The sequence below is a fragment of the Chloroflexota bacterium genome (assembly GCA_026706485.1).
Classification (GTDB): domain Bacteria; phylum Chloroflexota; class UBA11872; order UBA11872; family UBA11872; genus JAJECS01.
Genome location: JAPOYR010000013.1, coordinates 195,168 through 215,518, shown reverse-complemented (window position 1 = coordinate 215,518; position 20,351 = coordinate 195,168). Strand labels below are relative to the sequence as shown.

Sequence of the window (20,351 nt, the reverse complement as noted above, 5' to 3'; positions counted from 1 at the left end):
CTCGCTCTTGATCGGCATTAGTAGAACTAATGCGTATTAGTTCTACTATCTATCGGCGCGCACGAGAGTGCGTCGGGCGCTCGCAGGGTGCTTTCGGACTGGGGCACACTGAATCGGTCGCCGACGCCTGGGGAGGACGCCATGTCGAATACCGATCAGCAGCGCGAGCGCGTGAGGCACGAGCTGCCGCAAGTCGCCGAGATCGTCGACACGGAATTGCGTGAGAAGGTCGTCGAGGCGTGGGCCGCAGCGCTGGACCGGAGCAGCTTCGACGCCATCGCCGACATCCCGGCGTCCGGGAACCCGGGAATGCCGACGCTCATCGACGGCACCCAGGCCGACCACATTCGCGGCGTGACCCAACTGGCCATCGTGATTGGGGACGAGCTGCAGCGGCAGTTTCCCGAGCTTCACGTAGATCGCGACTTGCTGATTGCCGGCGCGCTGTGTCATGACGTGGGCAAGCCGTGGGAATTCGACCCCGAGAACCAGGCGCGCTGGCAAGCGTCGCCCCGGAAGGCCGGCCGTCCGTCGATTCGCCACCCGGCTTACGGCGTACACATCTGCCTGACGGTGGGGCTGCCGGAAGAGGTGGCGCACATGGCGGGCGCCCACTCCGGCGAGGGCGAGCTCGTCGAGCGCAGCCTGGAGAACACCATCGTCCATCACGCCGACTACGCGTTTTGGCGGGCGGCGGAGGCCGGAGGATTGCTCGAGGACGCCTGATCGCGCGGGGCCCGGGTCGAATTGGGACCTTGCCACGCATCAGATTGGTCTGGTCGACACTTCGACCTCCACCGGAATGAGTGAGCGGCGTCGTCCCCCTCGCTCGAGCTCTAGCTCGTCACCCCGGCGAAGGCCGGGGTCCAGGATCCGGCATTCCTCGGACGCCCCGCAGCAACCGGACTGGATTCCGGCTTCCGCCGGAATGACGGAACCCGGTTGGCCTGCCCGTCCGGAATTCTCTGCCGCGGTTTGACATCAGCGGCAGTGTTATGTAAAGTCAATGCCATGGATCGAACGCTGCACGCCGCCTCCGAGCGCTTCTTCGACAGCCTGCGGGCGAAATCTCCGCGCACGCGGAGCACCTATGCCACCGGGCTGCGTCGCTTTATGGCGTGGGCGCGCCAGGCGTCCGGAGCCGAGGAGATCACGCTGGACCGCCTGGACGACGGCGCGCTCGAGGGGTTCTATCTGGCGCTGGCCGACGAGCTTGGGCCCGAGCGCGAGGCGACCATCCAGACCTATGTGGCCGCCACCCGCGCGTTCCTGAGGCATTGCCTGCGCGAAGGATCGCTGACGACGCTGTCCATCGAGCGCGCCGTGGAGCGCCTCCACGGCGTGCGGTCGGCTCCGCGCTATCGCACGCCGCGGGTGGACGACGCGCTGGCAATCATTGTTGATTATGTCAAGAACGAGCTGCCCGCGCTGATTCCAGCCGACGCCGGCGAGGAGACGCGCCTCCGCTTCGCCCGCGACCGCGCCCTGCTGCAGGTGCTCTATGGCACCGGCATGCGGCGCGCGGAGGTGGCGCGACTCGATCGCCGGGACGTTGACGACGGGCACGCCCAGCAGGCCCTGATCACCGGTAAGGGCCGGCGCGAGCGGGTGGTCTTCTTTGATGACGACGCACGAGAGGCCATGCGCGCTTACCTGGGGCTGCGACGCGACGCGTATGTGCCGCTCTTCATCCGCCACCGCGGCGCGCCGCGCGATCCCGGCCGCGGCGGCGAACGCCTCCGCCTATCGCCGCAGTCGGTCTGGAAGATCGTCAAGCGCTACGGGGCGGCGGTCGGAGTGACGGCCACGACCCACGGCTTCCGTCACCTGAAGGCCACTTCGCTGCTCAATCGCGGCGCGAATCTGTCGCACGTGCAGGACATCCTGGGTCACGCCTCGCCGGATACGACCAAGCGGATTTACGCCCACTACGAAACGGCGCATCTGCGCGAGGTCTTCGATCGGTTCAGCGTGCCGGCGGACGAGGCCTCCGCGCGCGCGCGGCGCCGACGTCGGTCGCCCGAGGAGTTGAGGCGCTAGGAATCCCCTAAGCGATGACGGGCAGACGGCCTGCATGCGCCCCAATCCGTTCTGCAGCCCCTTCGACAAGCTCAGGGCGACCCTTCGACAAGCTCAGGGCGACCCTTCGACAAGCTCAGGGCGAACGGATTGGGGCGTGGCTCAAGGACTAGGGCAACGCTTCCCCGAAGAGCTCCGCGAGCGACGCCTGCGCCGCCGTGCGCAGCGCGTCGCCGCTTTCCGGTGTCCAGGCCGCCGGCTGCTGGTACCAGGGATGGGCCGTTTCGGCTTCGTAGCCGCCGTGCGCGGCCACGCGGCGCGTGGGCAGGTACCCCCAATTGCCGTTGCTCCAGCCGGCCACGATGGTTGCCGGCGCCGGTGAGCCGGCCCGAATGGCCTGCCCGTCCGCGGCGAACAGCTCCACCGGCGTGGCAACCGCGGCCAGATCGCCGATTCGCAGCGTCTGGAGCTCGATCTCCTGCTGGCCGGTCCACGCCGGATCGTCCTGGGCGGCGAGCACGCGGTCGGCATGCTCGACCTCGTAGGCCCGGTAGTGACGACGCATCACGTCGCTGGTCGCGGCTTCGACGTGCGCCACGCCCGCCGTCCGCATCGCACGGGCCTCGGTCGGGCTTGGCAAGTCGGTGTGTTCCAGCGTCGCCGGATGAGTTGATGCGGCGACCGTGGCCGAGGCTGATGGCCGCGCGGCCTGGAGGGACCGGACCGCCGTCAGGGCGAGTGCATGGCCATGGCCGCGTGCCTCGCCATAGCCGCGCGCTCGGGGGTCCGCGAAGCGCAGATTCGCATTTGCGCCGGCGCCATTGACGAAGATGCACGGCGCGCCGGTGATCAGCTGCACGCGACGGCGCAGGTGGCCCGGATAGTCGGCGGAGAAGATTCGCTCGCGGCTGCTGGTGGGGTGGCAGCCGTAGTTCACCAGCGTGGCGACGGGCCGGCCGTCGCCATCGCGCGCCTGCGCCGCAATGAGTGTTGGGTCGATGTCGTCGGGCCCTCCGTCACCGGGGCCGTCCGGGGCCACCTCCCGCGAGCGGCGGTTGACGCCGGCGAACGAGGTTCCGAATCCGATGACGAGCTCCGCGCGGATTTGCCGCTCCAGGGCTGCTTGGGCCACGGCTACGGTTGTCGCCGCCAGCTCGTCGAGATAGTCGTCGTCCGGATCGCCCATGGTGGGCAGCACGCCGGTTTCCGGTCCCCCGTGCCCGTGGGTGCAGGCATACATCTGACTAACGCCCGGTATCCCCGTCGCCGCGCCGACGCGCTCGCGAGTCCGCTCGATCCACGCCGGCGTGAGCCCGACCAGGTCGAACGCCGCGAGCATGACGGTCGAGCCGCCGCTGGAGGCCGCCAGGACGTGCAACTCGAGCGGGTTCCGCACGCCGAGAGCAGATCCCATGCGCGGGCTGAAGCCCGACAGGTCAACGCCCACGCTGGGGGTGATGTCTCCACTCGCGACGCCGATCCGGATTCGGCCGGGCGTGGTCATGGGCGCTCGGCCTCGACGCGGTAGTGGTCATAGCGACCGGCCAAGGCCGCGGGCAACGTGCCTTCGATCCGGGTCCCGTCCGGTTCATGCGCCTCGCGCACAACCGCGCCGCGGCGATGAAACAGGCTCACCAGCTCGCTGTCGGCGTAGGGGATGCGCACGGTCAGGTTCACGCTCGACGCGCGCGCCGCCTCGCCGAGCCGGTCGCGCAGCTCGTCCAATCCCTGCCCGGTCAGCGCGGAGACGCGCACCGCGTTGGGAAAGTCGGCGATGTCCACGTCCGGGGCCAGGTCGCTCTTGTTGAGGGCGGTGATCACCGGCCGCGCGCTCACGCCAATCTCGCTCAGCGTGCGTTCCACTTCCCCAACCTGCCGCAGCATGTCGGGCGACGCCGCGTCCACGACGTGGACCAGAAACTGCGCTTCGAGCACCTCTTCGAGCGTGGCGCGAAAGGCGTCCACGAGCCGCGGCGGCAGCCGTTGAATGAACCCAACCGTATCCGTGAGCAAAAGTTCCCCGCCCTGCGGCAGCTGCAGGCGCCGCGTGGTCGGATCGAGGGTGGCAAACAGCCGGTTTTCAGTGAGCACCGCGGCGTCGGTGAGCGCGTTGAGCAGCGAGCTCTTGCCGGCGTTGGTGTAGCCCACAAGCGCGGCGACGTTGAGGCCGGCGTCGCGCCGGCGGCGCCGGCGGCTGCCGCGCTGCTCGCGCACGCGCTTCAACCGGGTGTCGATGTCGCGAATGTGGTCGCGATAGAGCCGCCGGTCGGTCTCGATTTGGGTCTCGCCCGGACCTCGGAAGGGCCCGATGCCGCCCCGCTGGCGGGAGAATTGGACCCACAGCTCGGATAGGCGCGGCAGCAGGTATTCGAGCTGGGCGCGCTCGACTTGCAGGCGGCCTTCGGCGGTCTGCGCGCGGGCGGCGAAGATGTCCAGGATCACGCCGGTGCGGTCGAGCACCTTGCCCTCGAAGGCACGCTCGATGTTTCGCTGCTGGCGCGGGAGCAGCTCGGCGTCGAGCACCAGGACGTTGGCATCGGCGGCGCGGCTAGCCTCGATGGAGTCTCGCAGCTGGCCTTGACCGATCAGCGTGGCGGGATTGGGCTCGCGAATTCTGACGCAGCGGCGTCCGGCCACCGATGCTCCGGCCGTGTCGACCAATCGGGCCAGCTCATCCAGCGAGGTTTCGGCCGGCCAATCGCCCAGCGACGCGAGCCCGTCGATGCCCACGAGGAAGGCCCGCTCGCGAGCCCCGAGCGGGCCGCTCTCAGAAGGTGAGCGCGGCGATGCGATCCAGGGCCTCCTGAAGGCGGTCGTCGGGCGTAGTGAGGGAGATGCGGAAATAGCCCTCGCCGCCGGCGCCGAAGCCGACGCCCGGCGTGACGATGACCCCGGCCGATTCGATGAGCCGGTGCGCGAAGTCGACCGACGTCATGCCCTCGGGCACCGGCGACCAGAGATAGAGGCTGGCCTTGGGCGTCTCCGGTCGGAGCCCCGACGCGCGCAGGGCGTCGAGCACGAGGTCCCGCCGCCGTTCCAAGTGGGCGTTGCGACTGTCGATCCAGCGCTGCGAGACGTCCAACGCGGCGATCCCCGCAAGCTGCACGGCCTGGAAGATGCCCGAATCCACATTGGTCTTGACCCGTCCCAGCGCCTCGACCACCTCGGCGTTGCCGACCATCCAACCGATGCGCCAGCCGGTCATGTTGTAGGTCTTGGAGAGCGAGTGGAACTCGACGGCCACGTCGGATGCGCCGGGTACTTCGAGGATGCTGCGGCAGCGCGTGCCGTCGTAGGTCACCTCGGAGTACGCCGCATCCTGGGCGAGCACCAGGTCATGGCGCCGGGCGAAGGCCACGGCCTGCTCGAAGAACTCGAAGGGCGCGATGGCCGCCGTGGGATTGCTGGGATAGCACAGCCACATGAGCTTGGCCGCCTCCAGCGCCTCGGCCGGGATGGCGTCCAGGTCGGGCAGCCAGGCGTTTTCGGCGGTGAGTGGGACCATGTGCGAGCGTCCGCCGGCCAACATGGTGCCGATGGCGTAGACCGGATAGCCGGGATCGGTCATGAGCACGGTGTCGCCGGGGTTGATGAGCGCCAGCGGCAGGTGCGCGATGCCTTCCTTGGATCCGATCAGCGGCACCACCTCGGTTCCCGGATCGAGGGTGACGTCGAAGCGTCGGCCGTACCAATTCGCGATGGCCGCGCGCAGCTCGTCCAGGCCGTAGTACTCGGGATAGCGGTGATTGGCCGGGTCGCGCACCGCCCGCTCGAGCTCGGCCACGATCGGCGACGGCGTCGGCAGGTCGGGGTCGCCGATGCCGAGGCTGATGACGTCCACGCCCTCGGCGCGTTTGGCGTCGCGCAACTTGTCGAGCTCCGCGAAGAGATACGGCGGCAGGGCGGAGATGCGGTCGGCGAATTGGATTGGCGATGCGGACACTAGGCGTCAACCAACGGCGTGGGATGCGGCGTCATTATGCGGGCCAGTGGCCGGTGAAGACCGTCGCGGCCGGCCCCTGCATGGTGACTTCGTTCCCGTCACCGTCCCAGGTCACGTGCAGCCGACCGCCGGGCATGTCGAGGGCAACGTTGCCGGGCGCCACGCGCCCGGCGGCGATGGCCGCGGCCGCCGTGGCGGCGGCGCCGGTGCCGCAGGCGAGCGTAAGGCCCGCGCCGCGTTCCCACACCCGGACCCGCAGCTCACGCGGAGCAGCCACGTCGACGATCTCGAAGTTGGTGCGCTCGGGAAACGTCGGATGATGCTCGACCAGCGGGCCGATCGTGCCCAGCGGAAACCCCTCCACGTCGTCGATGAAGGCCACGGCGTGCGGGTTGCCCACCGAGACGCCCGTGATTTCGATGGCGTGGCCGTTGACGTGAAGCGTCGTGACGTTGGATGCCGAGTCGTCGGGAAGCATTGGCAGCGACGTCGGGTCGAATGACGGCACGCCCATGCCCGTGGTGACGCGAAGCCCGCCATTCGCTTCCGCGGCCTCGACCCATCGGGGGCCGCCGAGCGTTTCGATGACCTCGCGCTGGTTGCCGAGCTCGCCGCGCTCGTACAACCACTTGGCGAAGCAGCGGATGCCGTTGCCGCACATTTCGGCGCGCGAGCCGTCGGCGTTCCAGATCTCCATGGCGAAGCGGGCCGCCCGGCCGTGGCGCACGACGAGCACCTGGTCGCAGCCCACGCCGAAGCGCCGGTCGGCAAGCTCGGCGGCCAGCGGACCGAGGTCGTCGGGCAACGCCTCGCGCCCATCGAGCAGCACGAAATCGTTGCCGGCTCCGTGCATCTTGGTGAATGCCAGGCTCACGTCAGGACTGCCCCGCTTGATTCATGCCGCGCAACTGCGCGGCGAGCGCCTCCACGATTGTCTCTGGAGTACGCCAGTGTACGGGAAGCTGGTGGCGAAACCAGGTGCGTTGGCGGCGCGCGTATTGGCGCGTGCGGCTGGCCGTTCGCTGTCGGGCGTCGTCGAGCGTGAGACTCCCGTCAAGTACAGTTGCGGCTTCGCGATAGCCCACGCCGGTGAGCGCGGGGGCGTCTGGCGGAACGCCGCGCTCCAGCAGGGCGCGCGTCTCCTCGATCAGTCCGCCGGCGTACATGGCGTGCACGCGTCGCTCGATGCGGGTTGCGAGGACGTCCACCGGGACATCGATGCCGAAGATCGCGCTGGATGGCGCTGGCCGAGAGTCATCCGCCGACCCGCCGCGTTCGGCGACCTCGATGGCGCGAACGAGGCGGCGCGGGTTCGCACGGTCGATGGTGGCGGCCCGTGCGGGGTCCAAACGCTCCAGTCGCGCCGCCAGGCCGTCCACGCCTTCGCGAGCCTGCAGCGCGTCGAGGTCGTGTCGAAGCTCGGCGTCGGGCGGAACGTCGGCCAGCAGCGACGCCTCGACGAGCGCCTTGATGTAGAAGCCGGTGCCGCCGACGACTACCGGCACTCGCCCGCGGCCGCGAATGTCGTCGAGTGCGCGGTGCGCGTCTCGGACGAAGCGGTGGGCGCTGTAGGCTTCGGGTGGATCGATTATGTCAATCAAATGGTGCGGGACTCGGGCTCGCTCAGGGGCCGTGGGCTTGGCCGTGCCGACGTCCATGCCGCGATAGACCTGGCGCGAATCGGCGGATATGACCTCCACCGGGAAGTCGTCGGCCAGCGCGAGCGCCGCGGCCGTCTTGCCCGACGCCGTCGGCCCTGTCAGCACTACGAGCATGGCGTTCACCTCGCGGCCGGCCTGGGCGCGCGGGAGCCCGCGTTACCATGCATGACGAACATTTTCCGGCTGCTGGGACAACCGCTTTCGGTGTCTGATTCACCACCCGTCGACGGCCCCGCACCGGGGCCGCCATACAGCCATTTGCAGGCCGTGCTCGACGCCGGCCATTTTGCGGTCACCTGTGAGCTCGGGCCGCCCAAGGGACCGGATGCGGCGGACGTCCGGGCGAAGGCCGAGATCCTGCGCGGCTTCGTGGACGCCGCCAGTTGCACCGACAACCAGGGGGCGGCGCTCAAGATGTCGCATTGGGGCGCGGCGCTGCTCTGCCTGCAGGGCGGCGTCGAGCCGATCATGCAGCTCTCCTGCCGCGACCGGAATCGGCTGGGCATCCAATCAGATGTGATTGCGGCGCAGGCGTTTGGCATTCGCAATTTTATGTCAATCAGCGGGGACTCGCTGGTCCTGGGCGACCACCCCATGGCCAAGCCGGTCTTCGACCTGCAAGGTGTGCAACTCGTGCGCTTGTTGCAGCAGCTCCGGGATGAGAATCGCACTGCCGCGGGCGACCCGATCAAGGGCGACTTCCGCCTGTTCATCGGCGGCGCGGCCAACCCCTTTGCTCCGCCCTATGGCTTCCGTCCGCTGCGCATGGTCAAGAAGGCCGCCGCAGGGCAGGAATTCGCGCTGACGCAGATGATTTTCAACGTGGAACGGTTTGCCGAGTGGATGTCGCGTATTCGCGATGAGGGTATTGACGAAAAAGTTCACATTCTGGCGGGGGTGGGGCCGCTAAAGTCGGCTCGGATGGCCGAATTCATGAAGTTCAAGGTCGCGGGCATGGAAGTGCCGGACGACGTGATGCAGCGCATGCGCGGCGCCCGCAAGCCGCGCGCCGAGGGCATCCGCATCTGCCTGGAGATCATCGAGCAGGTGCGCGAGATCGAGGGCGTGCACGGCGTGCACGTGATGGCGATCGACTGGGAGAAGGCCGTGCCGCGCATCGTGGAGGGCTCCGGACTGGAGCTGCCGCGGCCGATTCCGGTTCCCGCACTGGCGCCCGCTGTTGCCGTGGGCGCGGCCGCCACCGCGGCATAGCGTGGCGGAAGGCGCCGCTTGCGCAACGATTGAAGGCTTCGCCGCGGCGCTGGCGTCCGATTCACCCACGCCCGGCGGCGGCAGCGCGGCGGCGGCGGCCCTGGCGCTCGGAGCGGCGCTCGTGGGCATGAGCGCACAACTCACGCTGGTCCGGAAGCGCTTCAAACCCGTGCATGCCGAGATGGAGCGCATCGTGGCTCGGACGGACGAGATTCGCGGTGAGGCGCTGACGCTCATCGAGGCGGATGCGGACGCCTACACCGGGTTGCTGGCGGCCTACCGGCTGCCACGCGCCTCCAAGGCCGCGCGAGCCGATGCAGTCGCCGCGGCGGCGTTGGCGGCAAGCCGTGTTCCCGAGGCGGTGGGCGATCTGGCGCTCGAGGTGATTGATCTGGCCTCGATTGCCGTGGGCAAAGCCAATCCGCACGTGCGGAGCGACGCCGCCGCCGGCGCGGCGCTGGCACGCGGCGCCGGGCGCATCTGCGAGATGAACATCGCGGCGAACATCGGCTCGGTCGCCGACAAGTCGGCGCGTGATGAACTGGAACGAAGCTGCGAGCGTTTTCGGTCCGGGCTGGCTCGCGCCGACGCGGCGGCGGACCAGGTGCTGTCGGTGTTGCACGCGTGACCGTGATGACCGGCCGCGAGCCGGCCAGGGTGCTGCGGGCGTCGATCGCGACGGAGCTTGCGGAGTTCGCCAGACCCCCCGCTCTCACCTTCGTTCGCTGCGCGACGCACCCCGCCGGGGCCGCCTATGCCAGGCAGGTGTCGCGGGGCGCGCGACGGGTCGGCGTGCCGGTCGCCGAGGCTCTGCTCGACGAGGCTTCCTCGACGGCCGAGGCCGTCGGGCTCGTTGAGCGGTTGGCGGTCGACGACGAGGTCCAGGGAATCATCGTGGCGCTGCCGCTGCCGTCGTCGGTGGACACCGCAACGGTCGTTGCGGCTGTTCCGCCGGAAAAGGATGTCGACCGAATTACGCGCGCAGCCATCGGCAGGGTGCTGGCGGGCGCATCCGAGTTGGCGCCGGGCGTGGCGACGGCCGTTTTGCGCCTCCTGGACCACTACGACATCGAGCTGGCCGGGCGCCGGGTGGCGGTGGTGGGCCGCAGTCGCAGCGTGGGGAAACCGGTGGCGTTGCTGATGCTGGCACGCGACGCCACCGTGACCATGTGCCACTCGCGGACGCGCGATCTTGCCGACGTGACCGCGCAAGCGGACGTGCTGGTGACGTGCGTGGGGCGGCCTGGGCTGATTACGCGCGAGCACGTGAAGCCGGGCGCCGCGGTCGTCGACGTCGGCGCCACATACACGGCCGACGGTCTGAAGGGCGACGTGGACGCGGACGCCGTGGCCCAGGTGGCGTCGGCCTACTCGCCGGTGCCCGGTGGCGTCGGGCCGTTGACGGTCTATTGCCTGCTGGACAACCTGCTCGCCCTGGCGCGGGAGACGCAGGGCGGCTAGCCAAACTTCGGCCGGCAACCTCGTGTGCCGCTGGGCTACGATCCGCCGGTCAGCTTTCCGCCCGCCCAGCTCATGGCGGCAAGGGCCTCGTCACTTATGAACATCGTGCTGGTGATCTTCGACACGCTGCGGAAGGACCATCTCGGGGCCTACGGCAACGAGTGGATCTCAACCCCGCATCTCGACGCATTCGCGCGCGAGTCGGTGCGGTTCACACGGGCCTATCCCGAGTCGCTGCCGACGCTGCCGTTTCGCCGCGCCATTCACACGGGACTGCGGACCTATCCATTCCACGGTCACCGCACCTTGAAGGGTGACTTTATCGGCGCGCCTGGATGGGGACCGATCCCCGAGGAGCAGGACACGGTGGCGGAGCGGCTGCGAGAGGCGGGATACCGCACGGCGCTGCTGACCGATTGCTACCACCAATTCAAGCCGTCAAAGAATTTCCACCGCGGCTTCGACGAGTGGGACTGGATTCGCGGACAGGAGACCGACCGCTTTCGCTCGGGACCGGCGCTGCCGCCGGGCGCCATCCGGCATCACGTGCCCGAGCGGTTCCCGCCGGTGCACCAGCGCACGGAGTTCTTCCGGCAATACCTGCTGAACAACCAGTTCCGCCGGGACGAGGCCGACTACTACCCGGCGCGACTCTTCCACAGCGCGAGCCGCTGGATCTACGAAAACCAGGACGCGGAGCGATTCTTCCTGGTGGTGGACTCATTCGACCCGCACGAGCCGTGGGAGCCGCCGGAGAACTACCGGCGCATGTACGACCCGGTCGACGACGACACGGCGGACATCATCCAGTCGCTCTACGCGCCGCACGAGGGGATGTACACGGCGCGTGAGTTGGAGCGCTGCCAGGCGAACTACGCCGGCGAGGTGACGCTGTGCGATCGCTGGTTCGGTCATTTCTACGAGGCGCTGAAGCTGAGCGGCCGACTGGACGACACGCTGGTGATCGTGGTTTCCGATCACGGACACAACCTGGGATTCGATCCGGGCGACAAGGGTCTGGTCAGCAAGCAGGGGCATCCATTGACTCGCGCCGTGGCCGACCTGGCGCTGCTGGTCCGGTCGCCGGAGGGCGCGGGGCGCGGGACGACCTGCGACGACCTGGTGATGAACACCGACGTGGCGGCGACGATCCTGGCTGCCGGCGGCCTGGAACCCGACGTCGAAGGGTCGGACTTGGGGCCGCTGCTGGCAAGGGACGGATCGTCCGTCCGCAGCCACGCGACGGTTGCCTGGGGTCCGCTGGTGACCGTGATCGACGACACCTGGTGGTGCAACGCCACGATTTGGGGCGAGGAGCCGCTGCTGTATCGGGTGCAGGATGATCCCGAGCTCACGAAGAATCTGGCGGATCAGCATCCGGACGTCGTGGAGCGACTTCTGGGCTTGGCGATCGAGGACGCGGGCGGCGAGATCCCGGCGCACTTCGCCGAGTTTCAAGGGCAGCCGGGTTGCACGCCCTATCTCTCGCGCACGCAGCTTGGCATTCGGACAGAGCGGTTTTAGGCGGCTTGCGGTCGCTGACTGTCTGAGGGCGTCACTCCGAGTATTGGGCCGGCGAATAGTCGAGCGTGGCGCCGCCGTCGACAACCAGCGCGTGGCCGGTGACGAACGACGCGTCGTCGCTGGCGAGAAAGAGCGCCGCGCGCCCGATCTCCTCGGCCCGCGCCATGCGGCCCAGCGGATGCAGGGCGTCCACCGACCGCGCGGCCGCCGCCGGGTCGTCGAGCGTGTTGGCCCATTCCCACAGCAGCGGCGTGTCGACGCCGGCGGGGCAGATGCAGTTCACCCGCACGCCCTGCGGCGCCAGCTCGACCGCCAGGGCCTTGGTGAATCCCACCTGGCCGCCCTTGGAGGCTGCGTAGGCCGCGGCCAGCGTCTGTCCCACGACGCCCACCAGGGATGCCGTGTTGATGATGTTGCCCTTGGTCCGGCGCAGATGCGGCACGGCGAACTTGCTGCCGAGATAGGTACTGGTGAGGTTGAGGGTCAGCTGCGACTCGAACAGCTCGAGGGAGGTGTCGTCGATGGTCGTGGCCGGCGGGTGCCAGCCGGCGTTGTTGACCATCACGTCCAACCGGCCGTGGGCCGCGACGGTGCGCTCGATGGTCTGCTCGATGTCCGCGGGCACGCACACGTCGGTGGCCTGGAACTCCGCCAGCCCGCCGGCGGCCTGGATTTCGGCCACGGTTTCAGCGGCACACTCCGCGTCAATGTCGGCGATGACCACGCGGCAGCCCTCGGCGGCAAAGGCCGTCGCGATGCCGCGACCGATGCCCTTGGCGCCGCCGGTCACGATTGCCACTTTGTCGGCTAGCCGCATGTCGGTCCCCCACCGTGAATGTTCTCGAATCTGTCGGTGATGCTACGCGACGTTGGGGCATCTCGGCTTGTGCGATTCCCAGACAGGCTGACTGGCGGTACCAGCGGGCGGGTTTCAAACCCGCCCCTACCGGACTTTCACGTCTGCACTTTTGCTCAGTAGGGGCGGGTCTCAGACCGGCCCGCAGCCCGTGCTAGCCGCGGCCGAACTGGCGATCGAGCAGGTCGCGCGTGAGCAGGATCATGGTGGGGCGGCCGTGCGGACAGGTGAGACCCAAATCGCAGCGTTCCAATCCCTCGACGACGGCCTGCATTTCATCGATGGCGAGCTGATCGCCGGCCTTCACCGCCGCGTGGCAGGCGGCGGTCCAGCGCAGCTGCTCGGTGACAACGCGCCGTCCGGTGGGCGCCTCGCGCGCCTCGTCGACCACCGCCGAAAGGTAGGCCGCCGCGTCGATGGCCCGACCGGTTGCGGGCACGCGGCGCACCAGCCAGGCGTTCGCGCCGAACGGCTCCACGTCGACGCCCAACGCCGCGAGGTCTTCCAGGTGATCGCCGACCCACTCGGAGGCCGGGGCCGAGAGCGTGACCGGCACCGGGTCGAGCAAGGCCTGGCTGGCGCCGTTGCCGGATTGGCCCAACTGGTGATAGAGGATGCGCTCGTGGGCGGCGTGCTGGTCGATCAGGTACACGCCGGCGGGGCCGACGGCCACGATGTAAGTGTGATCGATCTGTCCCAGTGCGCGCGGCACGGGCGAGCGAAGCTGTCCGCCGCCGGCGTCCGTTTGCGCCTCCGGCTCCGCCGGCGGCTCGCCGGGCAGGTTGCGCGGGGCGGGCGGCGGTTGCCCGTCCCAGGGCATGGCGCTGGTCGGTAGATAGAACTGGTCCAGGATCGGCTCGTCCACCCGCGCAGGCGTCACCGCGCCGCCGGCGGTCAGGGCGCGGCGCACGGTGGCGGACACGCGGCTGAAGACTTCGCCGCCGCGGCGGAAGCGCACCTCGGCCTTGGTCGGGTGCACGTTGACATCGACGTCCTCGGGTGGAATCTCCAGCCGGAGAACCACGACCGGGTAGCGCCGGCTCGGCAGCAGTCCTTGGTAGGCGTCGCTGATGGCGCCCGCCAGCAGCCGGTCGCCGACCCAGCGACCGTTGACGAAGAGCGAGATGTCGCGGCGCGTGCTGCGCTGGACGTGCGGCTGCGAGACAAATCCGTCGATGCCGAGTGTTTCACCGGGCGGGAGCTCGATGAGGTCCTTGACCACGGATTGGCCGTGGATGGCGACGAGCGTCGCCCGCAGATCGCCGGTTCCGGGCGTGCGTAGCCGCTCACGTTCGCCGTCGAGCAATCGAAAGGCGACCGACGGGTGCCCGATCGCAGCGTGCGTCACAGCGTCCATGACGTGGCCCAGCTCCGTGCGCTCGGCCCTCAGGAACTGGCGTCGCGCCGGAATCGACCGGAACAGCGCCCGCACGGTGACTTGCGTCCCGACCGGTCCGCCGTGGGGCGTCGACTCGACGATGGCGTCGTCGCGCGCCGTCACCCGATGCCCCGGAGTCCCGGCGTCGGTCACCGACGCGACGGTCAACTCGGCAACGGCGGCGATGCTGGCGAGCGCTTCGCCGCGGAATCCCAGCGTGCGGATGCGCGCCAGGTCGTCCACGGTGCGCAGCTTGCTGGTGCTGTGGCGCTGCACCGCGAGCTCCAGCTGGTCCGACGCGATGCCATGGCCGTCGTCGGTGACCTGAATGAATCCCAGACCGCCCTCGTGCACTTCCACGGTCACCCGCCGGGCACCGGCGTCGATGCAGTTCTCGATCAGCTCCTTCACCACCGAGGCGGGACGTTCGATCACCTCGCCGGCAGCGATTTTGCTGGCGATGTCGGGCGGGAGGCGGCGGATGCTCATGCGTCGGCGTCGTTGCGCAGCTCGTAGATCAGGCTCAGCGCGTCCAACGGGCTCAACTGCTCGGGATCCAGATCGCGCAAGCGCTTGACGACGGGATGCTCCTCCGGCGTCAGCAGCGTGAGCTGGACGTTCGGGACGAACTTGCTTCCTGCCGCCAGCCGTTCGAGCTCGACCAGAATCTCGCGCGCGCGCCGGATTACGGCCGGCGGCAGTCCGGCAAGCTGGGCCACCTGCACGCCGTAGCTGCGGTCCGCCGGGCCGTCCACGATGCGGCGGAGAAACACGACCCGCTCGCCCTGCTCGGCGACGGCAACGTTGGCGTTGTGCACGCGCGGCAACAGGTCGGCCACCGCCGTCAACTCGTGGTAGTGCGTGGCGAAGATCGTCTTGGCGCGCAGGCGCGGGTGATGGTGCAAGTGTTCGACGACCGCCTGCGCGACGGAGATTCCGTCGTAGGTGCTCGTGCCGCGGCCGATTTCATCCAGAATCAACAGGCTGCGGGGCGTGGCCTGGGCCAGGATGGCGGCCAGCTCCAGCATCTCCACCATGAAGGTGCTGGCGCCGGCCGCGAGGTCGTCGCGGGCGCCGGCGCGCGTGAAGATGCGGTCCACGAGGCTGACCTCGGCGCGGTCGGCCGGCACGAAGCTTCCGATCTGGGCCAGCAGCACGATCAGCGCCGTCTGCCGCAGATAGGTGGACTTGCCGGCCATGTTGGGACCGGTGAGCACCAGGACTTGCCGATCGTCGGGATCGAGCCGCGTGTCGTTGGGCACGAAGGGCTCGGTCTGGCTGGCCTCGACGACCGGGTGGCGACCGGCTTCGATCTCGATGCGGCCCTCGTCGGTGAGCGTCGGTCGCGCGTAGCCCTGGAGCACGGCCACCTCAGCCAGCGAGGCGGCGACGTCGAGCGCGGCGATGGCCGCCGATGACTCGAGCATGGCGGGCGCCCATCCGGCGAGACGTTCCACCACTTCCTCGAACAGGAGGGCTTCGAGGGCTTCGATCTGCTCCTGGGCGTTGAGGACCTCCGCCTCGCGTTCTTTGAGCTCCGGGATTACGTAGCGCTCGGCGTTGGCGAGCGTCTGGCGGCGCTCGTAGTGGTCCGGCACCCGGTCCGCATAGGCGCGGCCGAGCTCGATGTAGTAGCCGAACACGCGGTTGAAGCGGACTTTGAGCGACCTGATGCCCAGGCGCTCGCGCTCCTGCGTCTCCAGCGCGGCGATCCAGGCTTTGGCTGAGCCGGCGCCGGCCGCCAGCCGGTCCAGCTCGTCGCTGTATCCGGCGCGGATGGTGCGCTCGCCGTCGTCGATGGCTCGCGCAATCAACCCTTGAGCCTCGTCGCAGGTGTCGATGCGGTCGTGAAGGTGCTCGAGCGCCCCGGCGGCTGCGTCGAGGGTCTGGCGAACCGACGCGAGGCCGTCGAGCGCGGTGGCGACGCGGCGGACGTCGTTGACGTTCGCCGTGCGCCGCAGCAAGCGGTTGGCCAGCCGCTCCAGGTCGCCGACGGACTTCAGGGCGTCGCGCAGCTCGGCTCGGCGGTCGGCGTCGTCGACGAGCGCCTCGACGCGGTCCAAGCGCCGCTCGATGACGTTGCGTTCGAGCGACGGCCGGGCGACGTGTCGCCGCAATTGCCGGGCGCCCATCGGGGTTCGGGTGTGATCGAGCACACCCAGCAGGCTGTGGTCGCGGCGCGCGGCTCGCCCTCCGGATTCGAGCTCCAGGTTCGCCCGGGTGGCGGGGTCAAGCTCCATGTAGGTCGCGACGCCGTAGACGTGTAGGCCGGTCAGCACGTGCAGCGCGTTTGCGTCCGTCTCGATGACGTAGGCGAGCAGCGCCCCCGCGGCGCGCGACGCCAGCGGACGATCGGTGAGACCGAATCCGTCAAGGTCCTGGACCGCGAAATGTCGGCGCAACGCCTCCTCCGCCGTGGCGGGATCGGCCATCCACTCGGCGCCCGTCACGGCGCCCGACAGGTCGATGTCGCCGAATGCCAGCGTCTCGCGCGGCGAGACCCGGCTCAGCTCCGGATCGAGTTGATCGATTCGCATCTCGGTGGCGGCGAACTCCCCGGTCGTGACATCGGTGTAGGCGAATCCGGCGCGGTCTCCCTCGCGCACGACGGCCGCGAGGTAGTTGTTTGCCTGCGGTCGCAGCATGTCCTCGTCGACCACCGTGCCCGGCGTGATCACCCGGGTGACCGCGCGATCCACCAGGCCGTTGCCGGCGGCGGTGACCTGGTCGCACACCGCCACGCGATGCCCGGCCTCGACCAGCCTGGCGATGTAGCCCGCGACGGCGTGGTGGGGCACGCCGCACATGGGCGAGCGTCCGCTGCGACCGAACTCGCGCGAGGTGAGCACGATTTGCAGCTCTTCGGCCGCGACCTCGGCGTCATGGTCGAACAGCTCGTAGAAGTCGCCGAGGCGGAAGAACAGGAGCGCTTCGGGGTGCTGGCGTTTTATGTCAAGGTATTGGCGCCGTAGCGGTGTCAGCGTCGTCGTGCTCACGCCGCCACGCCCCAGCCTCCCCTGCGTCCGCGCTAGTTCAGGCCGTACAAAAGCCGAACTGTTACGTGATGGTACTACCCGCGTCTGGAGGGCCGTGTCTTCGATCCCGCGGCGGCGTAGGCTGCGCTTGGCGTCGATGGGCATTGCGATGCGGCATGCCGCCTGGGGAGGTCTGTGGCGGAGCTGTTGGTGCTGGGCGCCGCCCTCTCGTGGGCGGTGAGCATCGTGGCCTTGCGACCGCTGACCGCACGGCACGGCGCGCTGCCGATCACCGCCGTGCGAGCCATCGCGCCGGCGGTGGCCTTTGCGCTGATCGTCACCGTGAGCGGTCGCTGGGGCGAGGCCGTGTCCATGCCGCTGGTGAATCTGCTGGCCATCCTGGCGGCGGTGGTGGTTGGGATCGGCGGCGGCGAGGTGCTCCTCGTGCGCGCCGTGCCTCGGGTGGGGGTCTCGCGCGCCTATGCCCTGGCGTCGACCTATCCGCTTTTCACGGCCCTGATCGCGGTCACGGTCCTCGGCGAGACGCTCACCGTGATGGACGGCGCGGGTGGGGTGCTCATCGTCGGCGCCGGGTTGCTGCTTGCCATCGAGCCGGCGGCACGGTCCGGGGCAGCGGCGCCGGGGCCGTGGCGTTTGCGCACGTCGGTGGGCGCTCTGCTGGCATTGCTCGCGTCGGTGCTATTCGCGCTCGACCTGAATGCCCTCAGGCTCGCCCTCGAGGGTCTGCCGCCCGAGATCGTCAATGCCGTGCGGATGCCGCTGGCGGCGCTGGGGTTGAACTTGGCCGCGCTCGCGTCCGCCGGCCGCTGGGCACCCGCCAGCCTCGGCCGGCGCGACAGCCTGATCGCGCTGGCCAGCGGACTTGTGGCGCTGACGGTAGGCGGCTACATGTTCCTCTCGGGCATCCAGGTCGTCGGAGCGGCGCGCGGCGGCGCGCTCACCGCTACTGCGCCCGTTTTCGTGCTCTTGCTGAGCAGCGTGACCCTGCGCGAGCGGCCCGGACGCTACGCCGTCGTCGGCGTTCTGGTCAGCGCCGTCGGGGTGGCCTTGCTGACGATCGGCTAGCCGTCGACGTTGAGCAGCACCTTGCCGCAGTCGCCGGAGAGCACCAGCTGCATGGCGTCCTCGAAGTCGTGGAGCGGAAACGTGTGGGTGACCAGCGGCTCGAGCAGGTCGCCGTGGATCTGCAGAAAGGCCTCGGTGCGATACCAGGTATCCCAGATCAGCCGCCCGGTGACGCCGTAGGCTTCCAGGCCCTTGAACATAAACTCCTCGGCCAGGTCGATGACGATGGGCTTGGGCGGAATGCCCAGGAACACGATCTTGCCGGCGTTGGCCGAGACTCGCAGGGCCTGCCGCAGCGCGGTGGGGTGCCCCGACATTTCCAGGCTGACGGTGGGGCGCTCCCCAAGGGCGTCGACGATATCGTGCTCGACGGTGGGGCTGGCGGCATCGACCGTCGCGTGCGCCCCGACCTGTTCCGCCAACGTGCGGCGATAGCCCGACACGTCCGTGGCCACGATGGGATATGCCCCCGCCGTGTAGGCCACGGCAATCGCCATCAGGCCCATCGGCCCGCAGCCGTAGACGGCGACCGGTTGGCCGGAGACGTCGTAGCGCATGGCGGCGTGCACGGCGTTGCCAAGCGGCTCGAAGAGGACGGCCCGCTCCAGCGGAATCGTCGGCGGCACGCGCCAGGCGAGCCGGCTCGGCACGGCGGCGTATTCGGCGAAGCCGCCGGACACGTCGATGCCGAGAATGCGCAGGTTTTCGCACACGTGCGCGTTGCCGGTGCGGCAGGGACGGCAGATGCCGTCGAAGATATGGCTCTCGATCGCCACGACGTCGCCTGGCGTGAAGCCCCGCACGTTGGCTCCCAACTCCGCCACCTCGCCGACCAGCTCATGCCCGAGCGTGAACGGCGTCGGGTAGTTGCCGGCCGCCCACTCGTCCCAGAGGTAGAGGTGCTTGTCCGAGCCGCAGATGCCGCTGCGCCGCACTTTGATCAGGAGCTCATCCGCGGCGGGCTGCGGCCGCGGCAACTCGGCCAGCTCGACTCCGGGGGTGGGCGAGGCCTTGCGAACGGCAAGCATCGTCGTCATGGAAGTCCTACTGTCGATTGCCCGAGGTGCTAGTCGGACGAATCGCCATTGGCCGCGAACTCGGCCTCCAGCTTGCGGATCTCGTCGGTGAGCACGGGCAGCATGTCGGTTTCGTCCACCGTGCGCAGGATCTCGCCCTTGCGGAAGATCACACCGCGGCCCTTGCCGCCGGCGATGCCGATATCCGCGTCCATCGCCTCTCCCGGGCCGTTAACCACGCAGCCCATCACCGCGACCTTGAGCGGCTCCTTGACGGTTCCCATGACCTCCTCAACCGAGTCGGAGAGGCCGAAGAGGTCGATTTCGCAGCGCCCGCAGGACGGGCAGGAAACCATCGTGGGACCGGCTTCCTTGAGGCCCAGCACCTTGAGGATTTCGTTGGCGACGAAGACTTCCTCTACGGGATCGGTCGTCAGCGACACGCGCATGGTGTCGCCGTAGCCGTCGTAGAGGAGACTTCCCAGCCCGACGGCCGAGCGGATGATGCCGGTGCGCGGCGGACCCGACTCGGTGATTCCGATGTGGAACGGGTACATGGTCTGCTGGGCGATGGCCTTGTAGGCCTCAATGGTCACCTCGACCTCGAACGACTTGAGCGAGATCTTGATCTGGTCGAAGTTGAGGTCCTCAAGAATCTTCACGTGTTCGAGGGCGTCCTCGACCATGGCTTCGACGAGCTCCTGGCCTTCGGGACGCCGGTCGATCTTCTTCGACCACGCTTCCTGGATCGAGCCGGCGTTGACCCCGATTCGAATCGGGATCTCGCGCTCCTTGCAGGCGCGAACTACGGCTTCGACCTTCTCGCGCCCACCGATATTGCCGGGATTGATGCGTAGGCAGTCCATGCCGGCTTTGGCGGCCATGAGTGCCAGCCGGTGGTCAAAGTGGATGTCGGCCACGAGGGGCGCGTCGGTGCCCGCGCGGATGTCGGGCAGCGCCTCGGCGGCGTACTTGTCGGGCACGGCCAGGCGCACGATGTCGCAACCGGCCTCGACGAGTTGGTGGATCTGGGCGAGCGTGGCGACGACGTCCTTCGTGTCGGTGATCGTCATCGACTGGACGCTGATCGGCGCCCCGCCGCCGATCTCCACGTCGCGGACCTTGATGGGGAATGACCCTCGGCGTCGAATCACCGCAACTTCACCTCACGTTGCACAAAGACGGACACGAACCTGGGTCGCTCCGAGCGTAGCCGGTTA

The 20,351-nt window shown here is 69.0% G+C and carries 17 protein-coding genes; 7 read left to right on the top strand and 10 right to left on the bottom strand.

The window, feature by feature from the left end; all coding sequences use genetic code 11:
• Positions 1 to 141: 141 nt before the first annotated feature.
• Entirely contained in the window at positions 142 to 726 is a 585-nt protein-coding gene (locus OXG79_14490; GenBank protein MCY3784973.1) for an HD domain-containing protein, read from the top strand.
• A gap of 285 nt (positions 727 to 1,011) precedes the next feature.
• Positions 1,012 to 2,040 carry a tyrosine-type recombinase/integrase gene (locus tag OXG79_14485; GenBank protein MCY3784972.1) on the top strand — a complete coding sequence of 343 codons (1,029 nt, stop codon included), beginning with the start codon at positions 1,012 to 1,014 and terminating at the stop codon, positions 2,038 to 2,040.
• Positions 2,041 to 2,188: 148 nt separating this feature from the next.
• Here the strand turns inward: OXG79_14485 and OXG79_14480 are convergent, their stop codons facing one another.
• Genes OXG79_14480 through miaA form a run of 5 tightly spaced genes read right to left on the bottom strand, consistent with a single transcriptional unit; the run spans position 2,189 to position 7,737 of the window.
• The gene (locus OXG79_14480) at positions 2,189 to 3,523 is read right to left on the bottom strand and encodes a hypothetical protein (GenBank protein MCY3784971.1); all 1,335 of its coding nucleotides are present in this window, start codon (positions 3,521 to 3,523) and stop codon (positions 2,189 to 2,191) included.
• On the bottom strand, positions 3,520 to 4,749 hold the full coding sequence (hflX, locus tag OXG79_14475) for a GTPase HflX (GenBank protein MCY3784970.1): 1,230 nt from the start codon (positions 4,747 to 4,749) through the stop codon (positions 3,520 to 3,522). Before hflX ends, OXG79_14480 begins: the two co-directional genes overlap by 4 nt.
• Positions 4,750 to 4,786: 37 nt before the next feature.
• Positions 4,787 to 5,962: an LL-diaminopimelate aminotransferase gene (locus tag OXG79_14470; GenBank protein MCY3784969.1), complete on the bottom strand. Its 1,176-nt coding sequence runs from the start codon at positions 5,960 to 5,962 to the stop codon at positions 4,787 to 4,789.
• 34 nt (positions 5,963 to 5,996) lie between these two features.
• The gene (gene dapF / locus OXG79_14465; protein ID MCY3784968.1) at positions 5,997 to 6,836 is read right to left on the bottom strand and encodes a diaminopimelate epimerase; all 840 of its coding nucleotides are present in this window, start codon (positions 6,834 to 6,836) and stop codon (positions 5,997 to 5,999) included.
• Between the two features lies 1 nt (position 6,837).
• Positions 6,838 to 7,737 (bottom strand): tRNA (adenosine(37)-N6)-dimethylallyltransferase MiaA, encoded by a 900-nt coding sequence (gene miaA / locus OXG79_14460; protein MCY3784967.1) that lies wholly within the window; start codon positions 7,735 to 7,737, stop codon positions 6,838 to 6,840.
• Positions 7,738 to 7,788: 51 nt separating this feature from the next.
• On the opposite strand from miaA, the gene OXG79_14455 reads away from it, so the two are divergent.
• From OXG79_14455 to OXG79_14440, 4 genes are read left to right on the top strand one after another with little or no spacing between them, the layout of a single operon-like run.
• Positions 7,789 to 8,835 carry a methylenetetrahydrofolate reductase gene (locus OXG79_14455; protein ID MCY3784966.1) on the top strand — a complete coding sequence of 349 codons (1,047 nt, stop codon included), beginning with the start codon at positions 7,789 to 7,791 and terminating at the stop codon, positions 8,833 to 8,835.
• A 1-nt stretch (position 8,836) separates the two neighbouring features.
• Entirely contained in the window at positions 8,837 to 9,463 is a 627-nt protein-coding gene (locus OXG79_14450) for a cyclodeaminase/cyclohydrolase family protein (GenBank protein MCY3784965.1), read from the top strand.
• A gap of 5 nt (positions 9,464 to 9,468) precedes the next feature.
• On the top strand, positions 9,469 to 10,296 hold the full coding sequence (locus OXG79_14445) for a bifunctional 5,10-methylenetetrahydrofolate dehydrogenase/5,10-methenyltetrahydrofolate cyclohydrolase (protein MCY3784964.1): 828 nt from the start codon (positions 9,469 to 9,471) through the stop codon (positions 10,294 to 10,296).
• A gap of 24 nt (positions 10,297 to 10,320) precedes the next feature.
• Positions 10,321 to 11,820, top strand: a complete 1,500-nt coding sequence (locus OXG79_14440; protein ID MCY3784963.1) for a sulfatase — start codon at positions 10,321 to 10,323, stop codon at positions 11,818 to 11,820.
• A gap of 31 nt (positions 11,821 to 11,851) precedes the next feature.
• Here the strand turns inward: OXG79_14440 and OXG79_14435 are convergent, their stop codons facing one another.
• The 3 genes from OXG79_14435 to mutS all read right to left on the bottom strand — a co-directional run bounded on the left by OXG79_14435 (position 11,852) and on the right by mutS (position 17,050).
• A complete protein-coding gene (locus OXG79_14435) occupies positions 11,852 to 12,637 on the bottom strand; it encodes a glucose 1-dehydrogenase (GenBank protein MCY3784962.1) in 786 nt (261 codons plus the stop codon).
• A gap of 193 nt (positions 12,638 to 12,830) precedes the next feature.
• Positions 12,831 to 14,543 (bottom strand): DNA mismatch repair endonuclease MutL, encoded by a 1,713-nt coding sequence (mutL, locus tag OXG79_14430; protein MCY3784961.1) that lies wholly within the window; start codon positions 14,541 to 14,543, stop codon positions 12,831 to 12,833.
• A complete protein-coding gene (gene mutS / locus OXG79_14425) occupies positions 14,540 to 17,050 on the bottom strand; it encodes a DNA mismatch repair protein MutS (protein ID MCY3784960.1) in 2,511 nt (836 codons plus the stop codon). Before mutS ends, mutL begins: the two co-directional genes overlap by 4 nt.
• 174 nt (positions 17,051 to 17,224) lie before the next feature.
• On the opposite strand from mutS, the gene OXG79_14420 reads away from it, so the two are divergent.
• Positions 17,225 to 18,115, top strand: coding sequence for a DMT family transporter (locus OXG79_14420; GenBank protein MCY3784959.1), 891 nt, complete (start codon positions 17,225 to 17,227; stop codon positions 18,113 to 18,115).
• Here OXG79_14420 and OXG79_14415 read toward each other — a convergent pair.
• Positions 18,112 to 19,152: an alcohol dehydrogenase catalytic domain-containing protein gene (locus tag OXG79_14415; GenBank protein ID MCY3784958.1), complete on the bottom strand. Its 1,041-nt coding sequence runs from the start codon at positions 19,150 to 19,152 to the stop codon at positions 18,112 to 18,114. The two genes, OXG79_14420 and OXG79_14415, sit on opposite strands and share 4 nt — an antisense overlap.
• 29 nt (positions 19,153 to 19,181) lie before the next feature.
• Positions 19,182 to 20,285 carry a flavodoxin-dependent (E)-4-hydroxy-3-methylbut-2-enyl-diphosphate synthase gene (gene ispG / locus OXG79_14410; protein ID MCY3784957.1) on the bottom strand — a complete coding sequence of 368 codons (1,104 nt, stop codon included), beginning with the start codon at positions 20,283 to 20,285 and terminating at the stop codon, positions 19,182 to 19,184.
• Positions 20,286 to 20,351: the final 66 nt, after the last annotated feature.

Coding starts and splice junctions, on each gene's coding strand:
- miaA (MCY3784967.1), bottom strand. CDS start 7,737: ATGCTCGTAGTGCTGACAGGGCCGACGGCGTCGGGCAAGACGGCCGCG.
- OXG79_14485 (MCY3784972.1), top strand. CDS start 1,012: ATGGATCGAACGCTGCACGCCGCCTCCGAGCGCTTCTTCGACAGCCTG.
- OXG79_14455 (MCY3784966.1), top strand. CDS start 7,789: ATGACGAACATTTTCCGGCTGCTGGGACAACCGCTTTCGGTGTCTGAT.
- mutL (MCY3784961.1), bottom strand. CDS start 14,543: ATGAGCATCCGCCGCCTCCCGCCCGACATCGCCAGCAAAATCGCTGCC.
- OXG79_14435 (MCY3784962.1), bottom strand. CDS start 12,637: ATGCGGCTAGCCGACAAAGTGGCAATCGTGACCGGCGGCGCCAAGGGC.
- OXG79_14415 (MCY3784958.1), bottom strand. CDS start 19,152: ATGACGACGATGCTTGCCGTTCGCAAGGCCTCGCCCACCCCCGGAGTC.
- OXG79_14480 (MCY3784971.1), bottom strand. CDS start 3,523: ATGACCACGCCCGGCCGAATCCGGATCGGCGTCGCGAGTGGAGACATC.
- OXG79_14490 (MCY3784973.1), top strand. CDS start 142: ATGTCGAATACCGATCAGCAGCGCGAGCGCGTGAGGCACGAGCTGCCG.
- OXG79_14445 (MCY3784964.1), top strand. CDS start 9,469: ATGACCGGCCGCGAGCCGGCCAGGGTGCTGCGGGCGTCGATCGCGACG.